This window comes from Novosphingobium mathurense (assembly GCF_900168325.1).
Classification (GTDB): domain Bacteria; phylum Pseudomonadota; class Alphaproteobacteria; order Sphingomonadales; family Sphingomonadaceae; genus Novosphingobium; species Novosphingobium mathurense.
On sequence record NZ_FVZE01000002.1, the window covers coordinates 400,906 to 420,553 of the forward strand.

The 19,648-nt window shown below is 64.9% G+C and carries 20 protein-coding genes and 1 tRNA gene; 12 read left to right on the forward strand and 9 right to left on the reverse strand.

Going from position 1 to position 19,648, the window contains the following annotated elements; genetic code table 11:
• The first annotated feature begins 34 nt into the window (after positions 1-34).
• From B5483_RS08710 to B5483_RS08740, 7 genes are all read left to right on the forward strand, one after another.
• Positions 35-715, forward strand: coding sequence for a queuosine precursor transporter (locus B5483_RS08710; RefSeq protein WP_079730079.1), 681 nt, complete (start codon positions 35-37; stop codon positions 713-715).
• A 10-nt stretch (positions 716-725) separates the two neighbouring features.
• On the forward strand, positions 726-1,625 hold the full coding sequence (argB, locus tag B5483_RS08715) for an acetylglutamate kinase (RefSeq protein WP_007012364.1): 900 nt from the start codon (positions 726-728) through the stop codon (positions 1,623-1,625).
• A 46-nt stretch (positions 1,626-1,671) separates the two neighbouring features.
• Positions 1,672-2,226, forward strand: a complete 555-nt coding sequence (locus B5483_RS08720; RefSeq protein WP_054945552.1) for a hypothetical protein — start codon at positions 1,672-1,674, stop codon at positions 2,224-2,226.
• A 105-nt stretch (positions 2,227-2,331) separates the two neighbouring features.
• Positions 2,332-2,625: a YggT family protein gene (locus tag B5483_RS08725; RefSeq protein WP_079730080.1), complete on the forward strand. Its 294-nt coding sequence runs from the start codon at positions 2,332-2,334 to the stop codon at positions 2,623-2,625.
• Complete coding sequence (folD, locus tag B5483_RS08730; protein WP_079730081.1) at positions 2,625-3,521, forward strand: bifunctional methylenetetrahydrofolate dehydrogenase/methenyltetrahydrofolate cyclohydrolase FolD; 897 nt, start codon at positions 2,625-2,627, stop codon at positions 3,519-3,521. The genes B5483_RS08725 and folD overlap by 1 nt, the downstream gene beginning before the upstream one ends.
• Positions 3,518-4,240 (forward strand): hypothetical protein, encoded by a 723-nt coding sequence (locus tag B5483_RS08735; RefSeq protein WP_079730082.1) that lies wholly within the window; start codon positions 3,518-3,520, stop codon positions 4,238-4,240. The genes folD and B5483_RS08735 overlap by 4 nt, the downstream gene beginning before the upstream one ends.
• Before the next feature lie 6 nt (positions 4,241-4,246).
• On the forward strand, positions 4,247-4,882 hold the full coding sequence (locus tag B5483_RS08740) for a MarC family protein (protein ID WP_054945442.1): 636 nt from the start codon (positions 4,247-4,249) through the stop codon (positions 4,880-4,882).
• Positions 4,883-4,900: 18 nt separating this feature from the next.
• Here B5483_RS08740 and B5483_RS08745 read toward each other — a convergent pair whose 3' ends face one another.
• Both B5483_RS08745 and trxA read right to left on the reverse strand, forming a co-directional pair.
• Positions 4,901-5,512 (reverse strand): LON peptidase substrate-binding domain-containing protein, encoded by a 612-nt coding sequence (locus B5483_RS08745; protein ID WP_079730083.1) that lies wholly within the window; start codon positions 5,510-5,512, stop codon positions 4,901-4,903.
• Positions 5,513-5,518: 6 nt separating this feature from the next.
• Entirely contained in the window at positions 5,519-6,421 is a 903-nt protein-coding gene (gene trxA, locus B5483_RS08750) for a thioredoxin (protein WP_054945444.1), read from the reverse strand.
• Between the two features lie 223 nt (positions 6,422-6,644).
• On the opposite strand from trxA, the gene B5483_RS08755 reads away from it, so the two are divergent.
• Positions 6,645-6,719, forward strand: a tRNA-Gly gene (locus tag B5483_RS08755).
• Between the two features lie 257 nt (positions 6,720-6,976).
• Here B5483_RS08755 and B5483_RS08760 read toward each other — a convergent pair.
• Complete coding sequence (locus B5483_RS08760; RefSeq protein WP_245828893.1) at positions 6,977-9,010, reverse strand: TonB-dependent receptor domain-containing protein; 2,034 nt, start codon at positions 9,008-9,010, stop codon at positions 6,977-6,979.
• Positions 9,011-9,092: 82 nt separating this feature from the next.
• Between B5483_RS08760 and B5483_RS08765 the strand changes: the two genes are divergently transcribed.
• From B5483_RS08765 to B5483_RS08780, 4 genes are all read left to right on the forward strand, one after another.
• Complete coding sequence (locus B5483_RS08765; protein WP_079730085.1) at positions 9,093-9,524, forward strand: MerC domain-containing protein; 432 nt, start codon at positions 9,093-9,095, stop codon at positions 9,522-9,524.
• Between the two features lie 65 nt (positions 9,525-9,589).
• A complete protein-coding gene (locus B5483_RS08770; RefSeq protein ID WP_054945447.1) occupies positions 9,590-9,991 on the forward strand; it encodes a hypothetical protein in 402 nt (133 codons plus the stop codon).
• Between the two features lie 116 nt (positions 9,992-10,107).
• Positions 10,108-12,405 carry a TonB-dependent receptor gene (locus B5483_RS08775; RefSeq protein WP_245828894.1) on the forward strand — a complete coding sequence of 766 codons (2,298 nt, stop codon included), beginning with the start codon at positions 10,108-10,110 and terminating at the stop codon, positions 12,403-12,405.
• The gene (locus tag B5483_RS08780; RefSeq protein WP_079730086.1) at positions 12,402-13,802 is read left to right on the forward strand and encodes a PepSY-associated TM helix domain-containing protein; all 1,401 of its coding nucleotides are present in this window, start codon (positions 12,402-12,404) and stop codon (positions 13,800-13,802) included. Before B5483_RS08775 ends, B5483_RS08780 begins: the two co-directional genes overlap by 4 nt.
• Positions 13,803-13,806: 4 nt before the next feature.
• On the opposite strand, the gene B5483_RS08785 is transcribed toward B5483_RS08780, so the two are convergent.
• The 6 genes from B5483_RS08785 to B5483_RS08810 all read right to left on the reverse strand — a co-directional run bounded on the left by B5483_RS08785 (position 13,807) and on the right by B5483_RS08810 (position 19,622).
• A complete protein-coding gene (locus B5483_RS08785; RefSeq protein WP_054945553.1) occupies positions 13,807-14,733 on the reverse strand; it encodes a formylglycine-generating enzyme family protein in 927 nt (308 codons plus the stop codon).
• A 73-nt stretch (positions 14,734-14,806) separates the two neighbouring features.
• Complete coding sequence (locus B5483_RS08790) at positions 14,807-15,685, reverse strand: acyl-CoA thioesterase (protein ID WP_054945450.1); 879 nt, start codon at positions 15,683-15,685, stop codon at positions 14,807-14,809.
• The gene (locus B5483_RS08795; protein ID WP_054945451.1) at positions 15,678-16,130 is read right to left on the reverse strand and encodes a MerR family transcriptional regulator; all 453 of its coding nucleotides are present in this window, start codon (positions 16,128-16,130) and stop codon (positions 15,678-15,680) included. The genes B5483_RS08790 and B5483_RS08795 overlap by 8 nt, the downstream gene beginning before the upstream one ends.
• Positions 16,127-17,833: a long-chain-fatty-acid--CoA ligase gene (locus tag B5483_RS08800; protein ID WP_079730087.1), complete on the reverse strand. Its 1,707-nt coding sequence runs from the start codon at positions 17,831-17,833 to the stop codon at positions 16,127-16,129. The genes B5483_RS08795 and B5483_RS08800 overlap by 4 nt, the downstream gene beginning before the upstream one ends.
• The gene (locus B5483_RS08805) at positions 17,833-19,131 is read right to left on the reverse strand and encodes an OmpP1/FadL family transporter (RefSeq protein WP_054945453.1); all 1,299 of its coding nucleotides are present in this window, start codon (positions 19,129-19,131) and stop codon (positions 17,833-17,835) included. Before B5483_RS08805 ends, B5483_RS08800 begins: the two co-directional genes overlap by 1 nt.
• A 53-nt stretch (positions 19,132-19,184) precedes the next feature.
• On the reverse strand, positions 19,185-19,622 hold the full coding sequence (locus B5483_RS08810; RefSeq protein ID WP_054945454.1) for a DUF2147 domain-containing protein: 438 nt from the start codon (positions 19,620-19,622) through the stop codon (positions 19,185-19,187).
• Positions 19,623-19,648: the final 26 nt, after the last annotated feature.

A 19,648-nucleotide genomic window follows, 5' to 3' on the forward strand; every position in this document is an offset into this window, starting at 1 on the left:
CAATTGCGAGGACGAGCGGTTAGATCATCCGCCCATGATTACGCCGTCCTCGCCGCAATCGCGCAACTGTCCGCCGGGCCTCATGCTCTTCTCGCTGATTTATGGCGGCATGGTGACACTGGGCGGCGTGCTGGGCGCCAAGCAGGTGTCGATCGGGCCGCTTGCGGTGGAGGCGGGCATCTTTCCCTTCCTCACCCTGGTGGCGACGTCGAGCGGCATTGCCGAACTCTACGGCAAGGACACCGCGAACCGGCTGGCGCGCTTCGGACTGGTGCCGCTGGTCATGGCGATCGCGCTGACCTTCTTCGTGCTGCAACTGCCGACCGATCCGGGTATGTACGAGCCGGCCAAGGCCGCCTTTCCGGTCATCCTAGGGCAGTCGGGCCGGATGATGGCGGCGGGGATCTGCGCCTATGCGGTCTCGCTCACACTCAATATCTGGATTTTCTCCAGGCTACGCGCCGCGACCGGGCGCTTCGCGGGCTTGCGCGGCTTCATCGCCGCGGCGCTCTCGCAGATCGTCGACACGATGATCTTCATCACCATCTCGTTCTACGGCGTGCGTGAGATTTTCGGGATTTTGGTCGGGCAGGCGCTTGCCAAGGTCGTGCTCTCGGCCGTCGTGGTCCCGATCGTGATCTGGATCGTCGTGAAACTCGGCCGTTTTCTGGACGGAAACGCCGAAAATGCTTCAAATCGCGCGCAGGCGCGTTAAAGCGCACCCCATGCCGAATCCCCACGATCCCTCGCTCCTCGCCAAGGCCGAAACGCTTGTAGACGCGCTGCCTTACCTGCAGCGTTACGCAGGTCGCACGTTCGTCGTGAAGTATGGCGGCCATGCCATGGGCGATCCCGAACTGGCGCACGATTTCGCCGAAGACGTCGTCCTGCTCAAGGCGGTGGGCATCAATCCCGTGGTCGTCCACGGTGGCGGCCCGCAGATCGGGGCTATGCTCAAGAAGGTCGGGGTGGAAAGCCAGTTCGTCGACGGGCTGCGCGTTACCGACAAGGCGACTGCCGAAGTGGCTGAAATGGTCCTTTCGGGTGCGATCAACAAGGAGATCGTGGGCTGGATCGCCAAGGCCGGCGGTCGCGCGATGGGCCTGTCCGGCAAGGACGGCGGTCTCGTTACGGCCCGAAAGGTGCAGCGCACCAGCAAGGACCCGGACAGCAATATCGAGCGCGTGGTCGATCTCGGCTTCGTCGGCGAGCCCGACAGGATCGACACCAGCGTGATCGAATCGATTTCTGCAGCAGGCATGATCCCGGTCATCGCGCCGATCGCGCCGGGCCCCAATGGCGAGACCTACAACGTCAACGCCGATACTATGGCGGGCTCGATCGCGGCGGCGCTGGGCGCGGCGCGCCTGTTCCTGCTGACTGACGTGCACGGCGTTCTCGACAAGCAGGGCGAACTGTTGACCGACCTGCGCCCGGCCGACATCGACCGCCTGCAGAAGGACGGCACCATCTCGGGAGGGATGATCCCGAAGCTCGAAACCTGCGTCCATGCCGTGGAAGCTGGGTGTGAAGCCGCCGTTGTCCTTGACGGACGGGTATCGCATGCCATGTTATTGGAAATTTTCACGCAGGAAGGTGCCGGCACGCTCATCCGCGCAGGCTAGGATTTTTGCGAAGGGGACCAAGGGTCTGAAAGGCATCTCTGAAACCATGCATCTCAAAGCCGCTTTTGCCACCGCGCTCACGGCGAGCGTGCTGCTGCTCTCCGCCTGCGACAGGGAGCCGCCGATGGCCGAGCCTTCCGCCAGCATCAGCGGCGAGCCAAGCGAAGGAGCCATGGTTCAGGAAGTGCCTTCCGCCGATGCCTCCGGGGCGGCTTCTGCCGGTCTGGCCGCCGGTCTCGACATGGCGGCTCTGAAGGAGCGCCGCGATCCCGAACGCCTGCTGCGTTTCTACACCAATGCCATCCGCATCGGCGACTGGGCCGACGCGGCCCGCGCCTGGAGCCTCGATGCGCAGATGACGCCCGAGAAGCTCGGAGCGGAGTTCGGCGGCAATGCCGGACCGAAGATCGCCGTCGGCAAGGGCGATACCTCGGGCGCGGCCGGTTCGCTGTATTATGAAGCGCCAATGGTGGTCGACTTCGCCGATGGGCGCCCCTCGCGCCGCGGCACGATCGTACTGCGCCGGGTAAACGATGTGCCGGGAGCCAGCGAGGAGCAGCTCAACTGGCGGATCGAGCGCACTTCAACCCTGCCGCAATAGACTTTCGTCGGCGGGCATCGGGCCGCTGCAGACAGCGGCCTTGCTCCCCCCGCGCCTGCTCGGCTATCAGCCGCAGCGCCAGTTCCAGAAGAAAGGGAGCAGGACTTGCTCTTCTACACTCTTTATCAAATCATCGATTACCTCGTGAACATCGTCGTGTTCGTGGTGATCGTGCAGTTCGTGCTGGGCCTGTTGATCGCCTTCAACGTGGTCAACATGCACAACCAGTTCGTGGCGTCGGTCTACCAGGCCCTCAATGCCCTGCTTGAACCGCTGTTGCGGCCGATCAGGCGCCTGATGCCGAGCACCGGGGCGATCGATTTCTCGCCGATGATCCTGATTATCGGGCTCACCATCCTCCAGATCATTCTCGGCAATCTTGCAAGGGCCTACGGCTGATGAGCGAAGCAGCAATCATCGACGGCAAGGCCTTTGCCGAGGGCTTGCGCGGCCGCGTTGCCGAATTCGCCTCGCAGTTCGAGGCCAGGGCCGGACGCAAGGCCGGCCTTGCAGTGGTTCTCGTCGGCGAGGACCCGGCAAGCCAGGTTTACGTGCGCAACAAGGGCAAGCAGACGGTTGCCTGCGGCATGAACAGCTTCGAACACAAGCTGGCAGCAGATACCGGCGAGGCCGATCTGTTGGCGCTGGTCGAAAAGCTCAATGCCGACCCGGCCGTGGACGGCATTCTCGTCCAGCTACCGCTGCCTTCGCACATGAACGAGCAGAAGGTCATCGCCACGATCAATCCGGACAAGGACGTCGATGGCTTCCACGTCGTCAATGTCGGCCGTCTGGCAACCGGACTGCCCGGCTTCGTGCCCTGCACGCCGCTGGGCTGCGTGATGCTGCTCAAGGACCGGCTCGGCTCGCTCTCGGGGCTCGATGCGGTGGTCATCGGTCGTTCCAACATCGTCGGCAAGCCGATGGCGCAGCTGCTCACGGCGGAAAGCTGCACGGTGACAGTCGCGCACAGCCGCACCAAGGATCTTCCCGAGGTCGTGCGCCGCGCCGACATCGTCGTGGCGGCCGTGGGACGTCCGGAAATGGTCAAGGGTGACTGGATCAAGCCCGGTGCGACGGTGATCGACGTGGGCATCAATCGCGTTCCCGCGGCCGAGGAAGGCAAGACGAAGCTCGTCGGCGACGTCGACTTCGTTTCGGCTTCGCAGGTTGCCGGGGCGATCACCCCGGTACCCGGTGGCGTCGGGCCGATGACGATTGCGGTTCTCCTGCGCAACACCTTGGTTGCCGCGCATCGCAATGCCGGCATCGTGCTGGACGAGAACGCGATTTGAAGCCTGCCGCGCTCGGTCTTGCGCTGCTGGCGCTGGCCGGGGTGCTTGCATCCCCGGCTCTGGCCGAGCCGCGTCGCCGGCCCGGCCCCGGCACCGCCAATCCGAGCGCGCTGGTGGCTGCCGAGATCGCCTTCAATCGCCTCGCGCGTGACAAGGGGCAGTGGACTGCCTTCCGCAAGACCTCGGACGAATCCGCGATCATGTTCGTGCCGGAGCCGATCCTTGCGAAGTCCTGGCTCGGCGGGCGTTCCGATCCCGCGCAGCCCCTGCAGTGGGAGCCGTACGAGGTCTGGATGAGCTGTGATGGCTCGCTTGGCGTCACCCGCGGGGCTTACGAGGCGCCGGGCGGCACGACCGGATACTTCACGACGATCTGGCAGCAGGACAAGAAGGGCGAATACCGCTGGGTGCTCGATCAGGGCGCGCCGCTGGCCAAGCCGCTCGACAAGCCCTTCATGCTATCCGCCTCCGTGGCCGACTGCCCGGGGCGCGGCCAATGGCCGGGGGCCTCTCGCGGCAAGCCCGAGGAAGAGGGCCGCGACCGCGCTCCGCTCAAGGCCGCAGGCATGGACGGCAGCGGCACGTCGGAAGACGGCACGCTGACCTGGGCCTACCACGTCGAACCCGACTTTGCCCGAACCCTTACCGTGTCATTGCGAAAGGATGGCGAGATGAAGCCTGTGCTTTCCCTGAAAGTCAGTGCCGAGGACGCCAGGTAGAATACCATGCTTGAGCTGTTTCTTTCGGCTTTCGTATCGCTGTTCGTCGTCATCGACCCGCCCGGTTGCGCGCCGATCTATGCCGGTCTCTCGGCCGATGCCACGCGCCGGCAGGCCATCGCGATGGCGGCCCGAGCCTGCGTCATCGCCGCGATCATTCTCGTCATATTCGCGCTGTTCGGCGAAAAGCTGCTCGGTGCGCTGCACATCGAACTCAATGCCTTTCGCATTGCAGGCGGCATCATGCTGTTCATGATCGCCACCGAAATGGTGTTCGAAAAGCGCACCCAGCGCCGTGAGGAGCGGGCCGAGAAGATCATGGCGACGCCGGAAGTCGAGGACGTGTCGGTCTTCCCGATGGCGATGCCGATGCTCGCCGGGCCGGGATCGATAGCCACGATCATGCTGCTGACCGCGCGCGCTCAAGGTATCGAGCAGACCTTTGCCGTGCTCGCCGCGATGTTGCTCGTCCTTTTGCTCAGCTTTGCCGCGCTCGCTGCGGCAGGGCCGTTGATGCGGGTGCTGGGCGACAAGGTGGAGGCGGTGATTACCCGCCTGCTTGGCGTGTTGCTGGCCGCCTTGGCGGCGCAATACGTGATCGATGGCGTCACCGCCGTGCTGGGCTTCCCCGCGGCAGCCTGAGCCGCCGCGGCAAGCCATTTACTGCAGGGTTACGCCTTCTTCGTCGCCTTCGCCGTGGCGACCGAAGAACTGCATGAGCTGCACGAGCAGTTCGCAGCGCGCGTTGAGCCCGTCCGCTTCCAGCAGGGCCTGCTTGGCGGCCGGGTCGAACGGGGCGATCTGTGACACGCCGTTGATCAGCGAGACGTCATCGAGCCGGGCAACCTGGTCCCAGTCCACCGCATAGCCCTGCATGTCGGCAAAGCGGCGCGCTTCGCGCTCGAAGCTGGCGCGCTCGACCGGGGCGAGGGCTTCGTCTTCGTTTTCTTCGATCAGTTCGGCCTCGACCTGCCGGAACGGGGTCGTCACATCGAGTTCCCTGACGATGCGGAAGCGCGATTCGCCTTCGAGAATGATGTTGAAGCGCCCGTCCTCGAGCGCTTCGACATCGCCGATGCGACCAAGGCAGCCGATCGAGAAAAGCGGAGCGCCTTCCTCGGGGCGCTGAGGCTGGATCATGCCGATCAGCCGGTCGCGTGCGAGCGCATCACTTATCATCGCCCGATAGCGCGGCTCAAAGATGTGCAGCGGCAGCTGCAGTCCCGGATAGAGAACCACCCCGGGCAGGGGAAAGATGGTGATGCGCGTCACGGAGCCTCAGCCGAACAGAATCGTCGAGAGCTTGCGCCGTGTTGCCGAGACCCAGGGATCTTCCAGACCGACAGCCTCGAAGATCTGGAGCAGCTTGGCGCGCGCGGCGCCTTCGTTCCATTCGCGGTCTGCCTGGATCATCGCCAGCAGCGTATCGGCGGCCGCTTCGCGCTCACCGGCGGCAAAGGCGGCATTGGCGAAAGCAAGCTGTGCGTCCATGTCGTCAGGACGTTCGGCCGCGGCGGCGCGCAAGGCAGCCAGTTCGCTGTCGTCGGGCTTGTCCTTGGCCAGCTGCAGGGCTGCGCGCGCGCGCTCCACATGCGAATCCTGCGCCAGTTCGGGGGTCAGGCTGCCCAGTACCTGCTCGGCTTCCTCAAGGCGATCCGCGGCAACGAAGCTGCGAATCAGGCCGGAAAGCGCCTCGGTGTTGTCCGGGGCCATTTCCACGATCTGCATGAAGATGCTGGCGGCGCGTTCGCCGTCACCGCCGGCAAGCGCTTCCTCGCCCATGGCAAGGAGCGGCGCGAGATCGGCTTGGGGCCCGGCGCCACCGGCTTCGACCGGAAGCTTCTCCAGCAGCTGGTCGAGCGTGGCCTTGAGCTGCGTTTCGGTGCGAGCGCCAGTCAGGTCGGCGACCGGCTGGCCGCGGAAGATGGCATAGACAGTCGGGATCGAGCGGACCTGGAACTGCGAAGCAATGAACTGCTCCTCGTCCACGTTCACTTTTGCAAGCAGCACACCCTTGTCTGCATATTCAGCAGCAACCTTTTCCAGCACGGGCGTGAGCGCCTTGCACGGGCCGCACCATTCTGCCCAGAAATCGAGAATCACCAACTGCGTCATCGAGGGTTCGACAACGGACTGGCGAAAACGGTCCACTGCCTTCTGTTCGTCGAGGTTGAGACCCATGCTGGCCAAAGTGCTTGCTCCTAAACTGTGCTGCGGTTGCATAGATCGGGACTTTGCGAGCATTTGTGAAGGGTCATTACGTCGGAAATGCCGGTTTTGCGTTGCTTCGCCATAGCCGGTGAAAAAATTTTCGATTTCCCTCTTGCCACCCCCAAAAGGCACTGCTAGTGGCGCGCCTCCACCCCGGGCCTACCGGCAAAAACGGAAGGCCTTGAACGTCAGAGCGGGCGTAGCTCAGGGGTAGAGCACAACCTTGCCAAGGTTGGGGTCGAGGGTTCGAATCCCTTCGCCCGCTCCAGTTCCTCTCCTTAAAAATCAGCGAGATAACTGCCCATTGGGGCAGGTCTGCAGTCGGTCGTGCGTCGCGCAGGACGGGTCGCGTGGCGTTGGTGTGGCACAGTCTGAACAATGGCCAAGGATGGGGTCAGTCACCAAGACGGCGACTGACCGATCCCCTTTCGCGCGTGTGGGCAAGGCATGCCGACACGGCGGGCGCGGAAGGCCGTGGGACTGGAGAGACCTGCCGCGCCCGGCGCCCGCGAGGGCGCTTTCCCGTCAGAACGTGCTTCGCACGCCGAAGGCGAAGTTGCGGCCGCGCAGCGGCGCTGCCTGCTTGATGAACGAAGCGTGGTTGTACGCCAGGGCATTGGTCAGGTTATTGCCGCGCACGAACAGTTCGGCATTGGCCTGCGGGCCGAGTGCGAACTTGTAGGCCAAAGTCGCGTTGACCATGTCGTAGCCGGGCGTGCGCGTCTCGAATGAGGCCACATTGCCTTGCTCGAACACGCGATAGTACTCGAGATCCGCGCTGAGCGGCCCCCAGCGACCATCGGTCCGGGCACCCAGCCGCCCGGCTGGAATGCGGGGCAGGTTGCCCAGTCCGCCCTTCAGCCTAGCGCGCACATAGTCGCCGAAGATCGACAGCGCGAAATCCGGTGTGATCTGCTGGCGCACTTCGCCGTCGATCCCCGTGAAGCGGGCATCGGCGGCGGTGTAGCGAATCAGGCGGAAGTCCTCCAGGCGGTCCAGCGTGTCGGCGAAAATGTAGTCACTGAAGTCCTGGTGGTAGGCGCCGATCGTGAAGGTCGTCGCCCCGGCGGTCTTGCGCAGGGTCACGTCGATCGACTTCGCCGTTTCCGTGCTCAGGGTGGCGCTGCCCAGCTCATACGTGTTGGTTGCCAGGTGAACGCCGCGTGCGAAGAGTTCCTGCGCGTTGGGCGCCCGCTGCGAGCGGGCGAGCGAGAGTGAGAGCGAATAGTCGCTGCCGATATTCCAGATCGCCGCGCCGGAGATAGACAAGGGCTGGTGGGTGACACGACGGTTGAGCGTGGCCTCGATGCTCTGCCATTCCTGCCGCGCGGCCAGTTCGAAGCGCACCTTTCCGGCCTGCAGCGTTTCCATCAGGAACATTGCGGTGTTCTCGGTATCGCTTTGCGGCAGGAAGGCTTCCTCACCGACGGCGCTGAACTTGCTGCTGGAATGCTGGACACCGAAGATACCGCGCAGGCCGGCCAGCGGCTTGTGCGTCAGTTCGAAGCGGATGTCGTGCGCCTTATTGCGGAAGGTCGTGGAGATTTTGCCTTGCTCGAGTTCGTCATGCTCGTAGTCGGTGAAGGCCATGCGCAGACGCACTTTCTCGAAGCCCGGCAGTGGGTTGCGATATTCGCTGCGAATGTCGAAGCGCTCGCTCCTCAGCTTCACGTAAGGGACTTCATCATGCCCGTGCCCGTGCCCGTGATCATGATCATCGTCATGATCATCGTGGCTGCCGCAGTGCAGGCTGGTGCCGTGCGGATGGCATGATTCGTATTCGTGGCTGTGGCCGGGCAGACCGTATTCGCTGCGCTGGCGGGTGTAGGCGACGCCGAGATAGCCGTCCGGTCCGACCCAGGAGCCGCCGACACTGAATGTCGAGGTGTCGTTGTACGAACCGTCGACATGCCGGTCGCCGAACTTCTCGGGAACGCGGTAGTCGTCCGAGGTACGGCGGACGCCTTCGACATGGAATGCGAAGGGGCCGATTCCGGCAGTCAGCCCGCCAACCAGCGAGCGTTCGTCATCGGCTGTGCCGAGGCGGCCTTCGGCAACGCCCGAGAAACTTCCCTCGGGGAGCGCTGTGGGAATCTTGCTGTCGATCAGGTTGATCGCGCCGCCGATCGCGCCGCCGCCATAGAGCAGGGCGGAGGGGCCGCGCAGAACTTCGATTCCGTCCAGCAGAAGCGGTTCGGCGGTGACGGCATGGTCGGGCGAGATGGCCGATGCATCCTGAATGTTCGCACCGTCCGAGAGCGACTGGACGCGCGGGGCGGTCTGGCCGCGGATGACCGGGCGGCTGGCACCGCCGCCGAAATTGTCAAAATTGATGCCCGGCTGTCCGGCCAGCGTGTCGCCAAGCGTGGCCTGGCGGCGATGGACGAGGTCGTCGCCTCTCAGGACGATTACCGGTGTCGCGGTTTCGTTGGCCTTCTGTTCGAACGCCGTGGCCGTAACGACGATTCGCGAGCCTGCACCCGCCTCCTCGGCATGGGCGGATGGCGCTGAGATCGCGGGTAGGGAAGCTGCGGAAAGCAGCAAGGCACGAAATTTCAAGTTGGGCCCCTTTTCTGGATGAGAGGGCGCGCCTAATAAGTAATGATATAACGTCACTCAAGTAGGAATATCGTTACGTATCATGTCTGTACAAAATCGAAGTTGCGCGGCCGGTAAGCGCCGGACCGATATCGTCGAAGGTGCTGCGGTCTCTGCCTCGCTCCTGTGCCTGGTGCATTGCCTGGCGCTGCCGGTCCTGCTGCTGTTGCTGCCCGGTGCCCTTGGGCTCTTCGTGCAGTCGCCCGCGTTCCACTTCGCGGCCATGGGGATGGTCGGTCCGGCGGCATTGGCGGCCTTCTGGCTTGGCTATCGCCGTCACGGCGCTCGATGGCCGGTTCTGCTTGGCCTTGCGGGGGTAGCAAGTCTTGCCCTCGCGCTGATGCCGGGCATGGGGCATGGCGGCGAAGTCAGCCTGACCGTGACGGGAAGCCTTCTGCTGATCGTGGGGCATGCGATGAACTGGCGTTTGCGTACCGGTGCCCCCTGCCAGCGGCTCCGTCATCAAGCGCACTGAGCAACAGCACAAGACAGGCGGTTTCACTCGTGACGCTTGGCGGAATTGCCGCTAGGGGCGGGCTCGTGGGGACTATCAGGCACTTCATCCGGCGCTGGCCGGGGATCGCGGCGCTGCTGTTGGCGGTGGCGCTTTGCCTGAAGATAGTCGTGCCGGTCGGCTACATGCCCGCGCCGGTCGGAAGCGAGCTTGTCGTCGCGCTGTGCTCCGGCACTGCACCGGCCGGGACGACCGTCAAGATCCACATTCCGGGCAAGGGCTCGCAGGACGACGCGCCGAAGTCTGCCGACCACCCTTGCGCCTTTGCGCCGCTGGGGGCGGCGGCACTGGGATCGGCGCCGCCGCTGCTGGCGCTGGCCGCGCTGCTCTTCGTCTTCGTCGCCGCGATCCTGCGCCGTCCGCTCGACCTGCGCCCGATCGATGCGCAGATACGCCCGCCCAGCCAGGGACCACCTCGCATCGCCTGATCCGTGATTCGCGCCGCAGTGGCTCCTTCGAACGGCTTGCGGCTCAGGAATAAAGATCCGCACGCCCTGCGCGCCCGGGAGGCGCCGCGACGCGTGCCGTTCAGGTGATTCTTTTCATGACAAAGACCATGCTTGCGCTTTGCGCGGCCCCGCTTGCCCTGTTTCCCCTTGCCGTTCACGCCGGGGAGGAAGCGGAGCACGGCAACACCATCCTGGTCGTCGGCCAGCACGTATCGGCCATCTCGATCGAACCGCGCGGACTTTCGGTCAGTCTTGGCGAGGAACAGTTCGCCGGGATCAACGCCCAGAACGTCGAGGACCTGATGAAATACGCGCCCGATTTCTTCGTGCGCAAACGCTTTGCCGGCGATTCAAACGGCGTGCCGGGCTTCCGGGGCACCCATTCGACCCAAAGCGCGCGTACGCTGGTGATGGTCGACGGCTTCACGGTGTCGAACTTCCTCGGCAACTCCTTTGCCTTCGCGCCCAAGTGGGGCGTGGTCGGTCCGGGCGAGGTCGCGCAGTTCGACATCGTCTATGGTCCTTACTCGGCGCGCTATGCAGGCAATTCGATGGGGGGACTCGTCAGCATCACGACCCGCTCGCCAAAGCAGACGGAAGCCTTCGCCACGGTGCAGGGACTGGCCCAGGGCTATGACCAGTTCGGTACGCACGAAACTTATCGGGGCTATTCGGCCGAAGCCGGCTTCGGCTTCCGTCAGGAGGACGGACCCTGGTCGGTGCGCGTGTCCGGCCGCCATTTCCGCAACGACGGCCAGCCGCAGATGTTCTACGGCCTCTCGGCATCGCGCAGTACTGAACCTGCGACCGAAGTGACCGGTGCCGTCATCGATCCGCGGCAGGGGCAGGCCTTTGCGCCGGGTTCGCCTGCAAAACCGATCTTCGCAGCGCAGAGCCCTGCGGCGATCACGCAGGATCAGGCCAAGCTGCGCGTCGGTTACGACGGCGCTTCGGGGGTGACCGGCGAATTGCTGCTCGCCTACTGGCACAACCTCGACAGCCAGACCGCACCCGACTGCTACTTGCGCGATGCCGCGGGCAACAGGGTTTGCGAAGGGGCGGTCTCGCTGGCGGGAAAGACGTATCAGGCGAGCGGGGCGAAGTGGTCGCGCAGTGTGCGCGACGAACTGCTGGCCGGGCTCAAGCTGGCCGCACCGCTTTCGGACGCGGTCACGCTGGGGGGCACTGTCTCGACCTACCAGATCCTGCGCTCGGACAGCTTCACATCCAGCGGCTATGCTACCGGCGCGGCCAATGGTCCCGGAACGCTCGCGCGGCAGGGACCGACGTACTGGTGGACCGGCGACCTTTCGCTGGACGCCGATCTTGGCATTGCGACGCTGGCCAGCGGGGCCAGCGCGAACATCTACCGCACCGATGCTACCAACCATGCGCTCACGCACTGGCGCACCGATGTGGACAGGGCGTTCTCGACCCGCACTTTCGGCACGACGCGGACGCTGGCCGGCTGGGCGGAACTGCGCGTGCCATTCGAACCGGTCACGCTGACCTTCGGGACGCGGTTCGAGGACTGGCGCGCCTATGATGGCGGACTTTCGCGGATTGGCACCGGGGCCCTCGCGGGCGAGCAGGTCACCGGGCGTTACGACAGCCGCCACGCGACAGGGCTCCAGCCCAAGGCCGCGCTGGAATGGACCATCGACCCGCAAACGACGCTGCAGCTGAGCCTGGCCAGGGCCACGCGCTTTCCCACCGTCGGCGAACTGTTCCAGGGCAGTCTCGATGGGGATGGCAGCTTCAACGAGGACAGCTTCGATCCCGGGCTGAAGCCCGAACGGTCGAGCGATGCGAACCTCCTGCTCGCGCATGATTTCGGGCGGGTGAAACTGACCGGTTCAGCCTTCTGGCAGCGGGTGAGTAACACCATCTTTGCCTTCACCGGCTTCAACCGGAACGGCGTCACCACATCGAGCTTCAAGAATATCGACGTTACCCGCCAGTACGGTTTCGAACTGATCGCCGAGGCGCACGATGTGGCGGTTGCAGGGCTCGACATCGATGCCAACCTGGCCTGGATCGATTCGATTACCGTGCGCAATGCCGCTGCCCCGGCGGCCGAGGGCGTGCAGTTCCCGCGCATCCCGCGCTGGCGGGTCAATGCGAACTTGCGCTACCGGGTTGCCGAACCGGTGATGATCTCGCTTGGCATGCGCTATGCCAGCAGGCCCAACACCGACCTGCTGGGCGAGCAACGCGGCGATACCTACGGCTATACTTCCGAACTTTTCGCGCTGGACGCGAGGATAAACTGGCATGCGACCGAGCGGCTGCGGTTCAGCGCGGGGGCCGACAACATCACCAATGACCGGGCCTGGGTCTATCACCCCTATCCGCAGCGCAGCTTCCTGATCGAAGCGGGTTGGTCGCTGTGAGCGGACCGCAGCAAAGGCGCCGCGAGCGCTGGTACCGTGCCGTGTGGCGCTGGCATTTCTACGCCGGCCTGTTCTGCGTGCCGTTTGTCGTCTGGCTTTCGGTGACTGGTGGCATCTACCTGTTCAAGCCGCAGATCGAGGCCGCACTCTATGCGCCCTATCGCCAGGTCGCGAGCAGCGATGCACCGATGCTCGCGCCCGGGGCCGTGGCTGCGAATGCGGTTGCGGCGGTGCCGGGCTCGGTCCTGCACAAGTACGTGCTGCCCGAGGCCGCTGGCGATGCGGTGCAGGTCCTTGTCGGCAAGGACGCGCAGGAAACGCGGGTCTGGGTCCATCCGCAGACGGGCAGGGTACTCAACAAGGTTGCCGAGCAGGACCGGCTGATGCGCGTCGTCTTCCGCCTTCACGGCGAACTGCTGGCAGGGGATCGCGGCTCTGCGCTGGTCGAGACCGCGGCCTGCTGGACCGTGATCATGCTTTTGACCGGGCTGTTCCTGTGGTGGCCGCGACAGACCGGCGGGCGGCTGGGCGGCGTGCTGTGGCCTCGCCTGCGCAGGGGCAGGGGCGTGTTCTGGCGCGATCTCCATGCCGTGACCGGGCTGTGGATCTCGTTCGGCGCGCTGTTCCTGATCGCCTCGGGTCTGCCCTGGGCCAATGCCTGGGGAGACTATCTGCGGCAGGTCCGCTCGGTAACCGGAACGGCTGCGGGCAAGCAGGACTGGTCGGCCGGGTCTGCCGCCGATGCGCGCGAACGGGCCGCCGCCGATGCCGCCATGCGTGCGACGATGGCCGAACACGCGAGGCACCATGGCATGGCAATGGGGCAAGCCATGCCCATGCCGCGCCCTGTTCTGGATGCGGTCGTCAGGCGAGCGGGAACCTTGGACTTTGCGGCGCCTGTCGAAGTCAGTCCGCCCACTGCGCCGGGTGCGGCGTGGACGGTGCGCAGCCAGGCCGCCGACCGGCCGCAGCGCGACAGCGCCGAGATTGCGGGCAATGGCACGCTGATCGGTATCGAGCGCTTTTCCGACCGGCACTGGATCGACCGGACCGTCGGCTATGGGGTGGCGATCCACGAAGGGGCCTTCTGGGGCCTTGCCAACCAGTTGCTGAACCTGGCGGTGCTGCTGGGACTGGTCGCCCTGTCGATTTCCGGCATGGTGCTGTGGTGGCGTCGTCGGCCTGCCGACATGCTCGGTGCGCCGTCGTGGCTTGCGCCGGTCCGGCACAGCTGGGCGCTCGTCGGTCTCGTCGTGCTGCTGGCGCTGGCCATGCCACTGTTCGGCGCCTCGCTGGCGCTGGCCGTCGCCGTCGAATGGGCGCTCAAGCGGATTGCGCCGCCGCTGTCGCGCTGGATGGGTTGGCGAACCCGGGTGCGTGCTCACCCGGGACGCTGACGGATCAGGTCTTGTCGCGCACCACGCAACGGAAACCGATATGCGTCGTGGCGCTGTCGATCATTTCCGGGTGGCGTGCGGCAGGCCGGTAGCGCTGGCAGTAGTTGGCGGCGCACAGGTGCGAGCCGCCCTTGATGACCTTGCGACCGATCCTGACATTCGGCTCGCCCGGATCGAAGCTGTCCCTGAGCTTGCCGCCGCGAGGATTTTCCAGCACGCAGCAGGCACCCGGCTTCTTCTTGGTCACGGTCTGCGGCCGTTCGGACCACCAGTCGGTGGTCCATTCCCAGGTATTGCCGATCATGTCGTAGAGGCCGTAGCCGTTGGCCGGGAAGCTCTTGACCGGAGAGGTCCGCTCCCACCCGTCAAGGCACTGGTTGGCGAAGGGAAACAGGCCCTGCCAGTAATTCGCCATCATCGCCCCGTCGGGCGCCAGTTCATCGCCCCAGGCGTAGTCCCTGCCTTCGAGGCCGCCGCGCGCGGCGAACTCGAACTCGGCCTCTGTCGGCAGTTCCTTGCCCGCCCACTTCGCATAAGCCTCTGCATCGGCGAAGGCGATATGCACCGCCGGGTGATCCCAGAGATCGTCGAGGTTGCTGTCGGGGCCGAGCGGGTGGCGCCAGCAGGCACCGAAGACGAACGACCACCAGTTCGCCGGGTTGCCGGTGTCGACCGGCGTCGCGGTCTTGTGGAAGACCAGCGATCCCGCCTTGTCCATGCCCGGCAACATGCCCGGATAGTCCTTCGGGTCAGGGGCGATCTCGGCCACGGTGACATAACCGGTCGCTTCGACGAAGTCGGCGAATTCGCGGTTGGTCACGGGCGTTTCGTCGATCCAGAACGGATCGACCTTCACCCGGCGCAGCGGCATTTCCTCGGGATAGAAGTTCTCCGATCCCATCGTGAAAGTTCCGCCGGGGACGTGGATCATCCCCGCAAAGACATCCTCTACCGGCTTGCTGGTCTCTTGCATCGTTCCGTGACTAGAGAGATGGGCGCAGTAATCAAGCCTTGCCCGGTGGCTCGCGCCGGCGACACAATCCCTCCTGGGCGACGCTGGCAACCATGGTTCCGGCGCGGTCGTAAACGGTTCCCCGCGCGAAGCCGCGGGCGTGGCCGGACCAAGGGCTGTCCATGCAATAAAGCAGCCAGTCATCGACCGGAGGCGTGCGGTGGAACCACACTGCATGATCGAGGCTGGCGGCCTGCAACTGCGGCGAGAAGAACTTGATGTCCTGCGGCAGGACTGCCGTCGTCAGCAGGGCGAAATCGCTGGCATAGGCCAGGACGATGCGATGTACCGCGGGGTCTCCGCCGATCGGGCTGGCAAGGCGAAACCACAGGTATTGCTTGGGCAGGCCGACGCCGTCGACGACGTCGGAGCTGGGCGGCCCGGGCCGGATCTCGAACGCGGCCAGACGGTCCTGCAGGTGCTTGGGCAGGGGCGCGCCTTTCTTGCGCAGCACGTCCTGCATGTCCGGGCACCGATCCGGGGCGAGGACTTCGGGCATCGGCGCGGCATGGGAATAGCCGTCTTCGGGGCGCTGGAACGAGGCTGCAAGATTGAGGATGGGCCTGCCGCCCTGCATGGCGACGACGCGGCGATTGGCGAAAGTCCCGCCGTCGAAGTCGCGCAGGACGCGGTAGATGATCGGTCGCTGCGTGTCGCCGGGGCGCATGAAGTAGGCGTGGAGCGAATGGGCGTGATGGCCTTCGCGCAGTTCCTTCGCCGCCGCGGCCAGCGCCTGCGCAATCACCTGTCCGCCGAACACGCGACCGGGACTTTCGGGCGCCGCCGCACCGCGGAACAGGTCCGTGTCGATCTCTTCGACGAGCAGCAGTTCGCGCAGCTCCTCGACGGCAAGGGCCCGGGGATCAGTCATCGTTACCTTTCGACTTCGGCTGGGCCGTACCGTTCGCGCCATCCAGCCAGTCCTTCGACTGCTGTTCGATGAGTCGCAGTTCGGCGAGTGTCTGTTCGATCGCGCGTTTCTGGCGGCGCAGTTCGGAAATCCGTTCGCTCACCTTGACGAGCAGCTTGCGCACCTGCTCGACGTGCTCCGGATCGACGTCGTAGAGATCGAGGAACTCCTTGATCTCGCGGATGCTGAAGCCCAGTCGCTTGCCGCGCAGGATCAGTTGCATGCGCCCGATCTCGCGCTTGCCGTAGATGCGCGTCGTGCCTACGCGCTGCGGCGCGATCAGGCCCTTGTCCTCATAGAAGCGCAAGGTGCGCATCGTCACGTCGAGATGCTGTGCCGCCTCGTGAATGCCCAGCATGTCGGGAAGCTGTTCGTCCGCCCTTTCGCTTGCCCCGCTTTCGGTCATGGTGCGCGCTTCGCGGCTTCTTCGGCCACGAGTTCCTTCTTGGAAAGCTTGCCGACCAGGGTCTTGGGCAGTGAGTCCCGGAATTCGATCGCCGATGGCATTTCGATCTTGTTCAGCCGCGGCTTCAGAAATTCCAGCAATTCTTCTTCGCTCAAGATATCCCCCTCGCGCAATGCAACGAACGCCTTGGGGGCCTGTCCGCGATAGGCATCGGGAATACCGATGACGATCGCTTCCGCGACCATCGGATGCTCATAGATGGCATCCTCGATCACGCGTGGATAGACGTTGTAACCCCCACACAGGATCAGGTCCTTGATCCTGTCGACGAGGAAGAGATAGCCGTCCGCATCGAGATAGCCAATGTCTCCCGTCCGCAGGGCCCCGTAGATAAAGGTCTTTTCCGATTCCTCCGGGCGGTTCCAGTAGCCTTTCATTACCTGGGGGCCGCGCGCGCAGACTTCGCCCTTCTCGCCGGTGCCGAGCACCTTGTGGAAGTTGTCGGGATCGCGGATCTCCAGCGCCGTGCCCGGGAAGGCCGGCCCGCAGGAGTTTTCCTTGATCACGCCCTCAAGCGGATTGCAGGCGATGATCGGGGAGGCTTCGGACAGGCCGTAGCCTTCCACGACCCTGACGCCGGTGCGCTCTTCGAAGCGCTGGCGCACTTCGAGCGGGAGGGGGGCGCCGCCCGAAATGCAGACGCGCACGCTGTCGAACTCGCCGTGCAGGTTGACGTGATTGAGCGCGGTATAGAGCGTGGGCACGCCGAAGAACTGGGTCGGCCTGGTGCGCCGTGCGGCGGCGAGGAACGACTTCATCTCGAAGCGCGGCAGCAGGATCATTTCCGCCGCGGTATCGACCGAGTAGTTGAGCACCGTGGTCAGCGCGAAGACGTGGAATAGCGGCAGGACGCCCAGCGTGCGCTCCTGTTCGTCGGGCATGTGGCCGACATGGGCGATCATCTGGGCGCTGTTGGCGGCCAGGTTCGCGTGGCTGAGCATCGCGCCCTTGGGCACGCCGGTGGTGCCGCCGGTATATTGCAGGACGGCCAGGTCGCCGGGATCGCGCTTGACCGGATCGGGGGCGGCATCGCGGGCGATCAGGTCGGCAAAGCGTACGAAGCGCAGGTCGTGCGGCTCATGCGCGATGTCTTTGCGCTTGAGCAACTGAAAGGCGCGGCGCTTGAACGTGGGCAGGGCGTCGGCGAAGGGGCACACGATCACGCGTGACAGGCTGCCCTTGCCCACCAGTGGGGCGACCTTGGGCAGTGACAGGGCAAGGTCCGAGGCGATCAGGACGCTGGCGCCCGAATCCTCGATGAGGTGCTCCATCTCCCGCTCGGTGTAGAGCGGGTTGAAGTTCACGACGACCGCGCCGATGCGCAGGATCGCGAAGTAACAGATCACATAGTAGGGCGTGTTGGGCAGGCACAGGCCGACCCGCGTGCCCGGCTTGACGCCGAGATCCTGCAAGCCGCGCGCGGCCTTGCGCGCCAGATCGCCGACTTCGGCATAAGTCCATTTGCGTCCCATGAAATCTATGGCGGGCCACTCGCCATGATGCTCGACTGCATGGTCGAGCAGGTCGGTAAGCAACCGCGGAGCGATCGGCGGCATCTCTTCCGGCAGCTGGGAGGAGGAGGGGTGCGCCGGGCGAGTCTGTTGCCCCGAAGGGGCCCCGCCGATCGTCTCCGCGGCGCTCATCAGAACTTCACCCGCGCGCCGAGGGAAAAGACGAGCGCGGATGCGTCCGTGAGTGTGCCGTTCACCAGGATCGGGGTCTGTGCTGCCGTGCCTGCGTAAGCAGCGGTCGTGCGGTCGATCGTGGCATCCTTGAACGAGATGTACGAAGCGGCGGCATCGACGGTGAAAGCCTTGCTGACGGCGTAGCTGGTGCCGGCCGAGAAGTTCCAGCGGTTGCTGTCCGGCACGCGGGCGTCACGTTCGCCGTCGCGCGTGGGGGTTCCGCCGTACTGGACGCCGGCGCGCACGGTCCAGTCGGGATTGACCAGGTAGTCGACGCCCGCGGCATAGCTCCAGCTGTTCTTGTAGTCCTCGGGGATCGAGGCGTTGATCGGCGCGCCGAGATCGATGGTGTCGAACTTGCTCCAGCCGTAGCGCACGACCTGCGCGTTGAGCGTCAGCCGTTCGGTCGCCTTGTAGCGGATGCTGCCGATCGCCTGCCACGGCGTGCTGAACGTGGCGTGCGTGGCGATCTCGCCGTTCTGGCCGGCAAGTGGGCCAAGCAGGCCCTCGGTCAGGACTGTGCCCTTGAGCTTGTGCTTGATGCTCGACTTGTACGAGACGCCGAGCGAGAGCGGACCGGTGTGATACTGGGCGCCAACCGACCAGCCCATATCCCAGCCCTTGCCGGACAGGGTCTGGTGCCCGTCGGGCAGCAGGGCGGAAAGATTGGGCAGGTAATTGCCCAGGGTAGCGTCGGCATGTTCGATGTTGAGCGCGGCACCCAAGCGCAGTTCGGGCGTCACGGCAACAGCCAGCGTCGGCTGGATGTCGAAGGTGCGCAGCTTGGTCTTGTCCGCGGTGTAGCGGGCCCAGCTGTCTTCGGCGTAATCGGTCGTGAAGTTGTAGGGAGCGCTGACGGCCAGGCCGACCGCGACCTTGCCGAAACCGTAGGCGATCGCGCCGGAAGGCAGCACGCCATTTTCGATCGGGTTCTTCTCGACCGGGTCGCCGCCGACCGAGGCGGGCGCTGAGCCCGGGCGGACGATCACGGTGCCGTTGTCGGATACCTTGCCGCGGGGAAGGATGGCGCTGGCGTGCACGGCGGCCTCACCGCCTTCCATTCCGGCGATCGAGGCAGGGTTCCACCATAGCGAATCGACGCCGGTGTCCGCAGCCTCGCCCGAGAAGGCACGGCCCTGTCCGCGCACGGACTGCTCCTGAAGGTAGAATGCCTGGGCGTGGGCCGATCCTGCGACGGCCATGGCAAAGAAGGATGCCGCGCTGGAAAGGAGCACGCGGCCGGACGTCAACTTCATTCGAATCTCTCCCGAATTCAATTTCTTGTGGTGTCTGGTAACGCCCGAACGCATCAGTTGATCCGCGTCCAGGTCTGGGTCTTGCACAAGGGCCAGACGATGCAGCCCTTGAGTTTGAGGGTGTCGGCGCCGGCGGGGGTGATCGTCGCCTTGTAGGTGCCGCCGTCTTCCGGATTGTAGATCGTGCCGCCGGTCCACTTGGCCGAGTCGCGATCGAATCCGCCGAGGATCTGCAGGCCTTTGAGGCGGCGGTTGCGCTTGCCTTCGTCCTTGTTGTTTTCGTCCCGCATATCCGGATTGCTGCGGATGTTGTCGGATTCCAGGAGCTTTCCGCAGATCGAGGTTCCGCAGCGGACGATTTCGACGACGCCGTGCTTCGAAGGCGTGCGCCACATTCCAAGGACCGATTCCGGCGCAGCGGCCGATGCCGTGACCGGAGCAGCAACAATGGCGGCAACAAATGCCACTGTTGCATGTTTCGTGAGTCTCATGTGCGACCTTTCCATCTCTCTCCCCG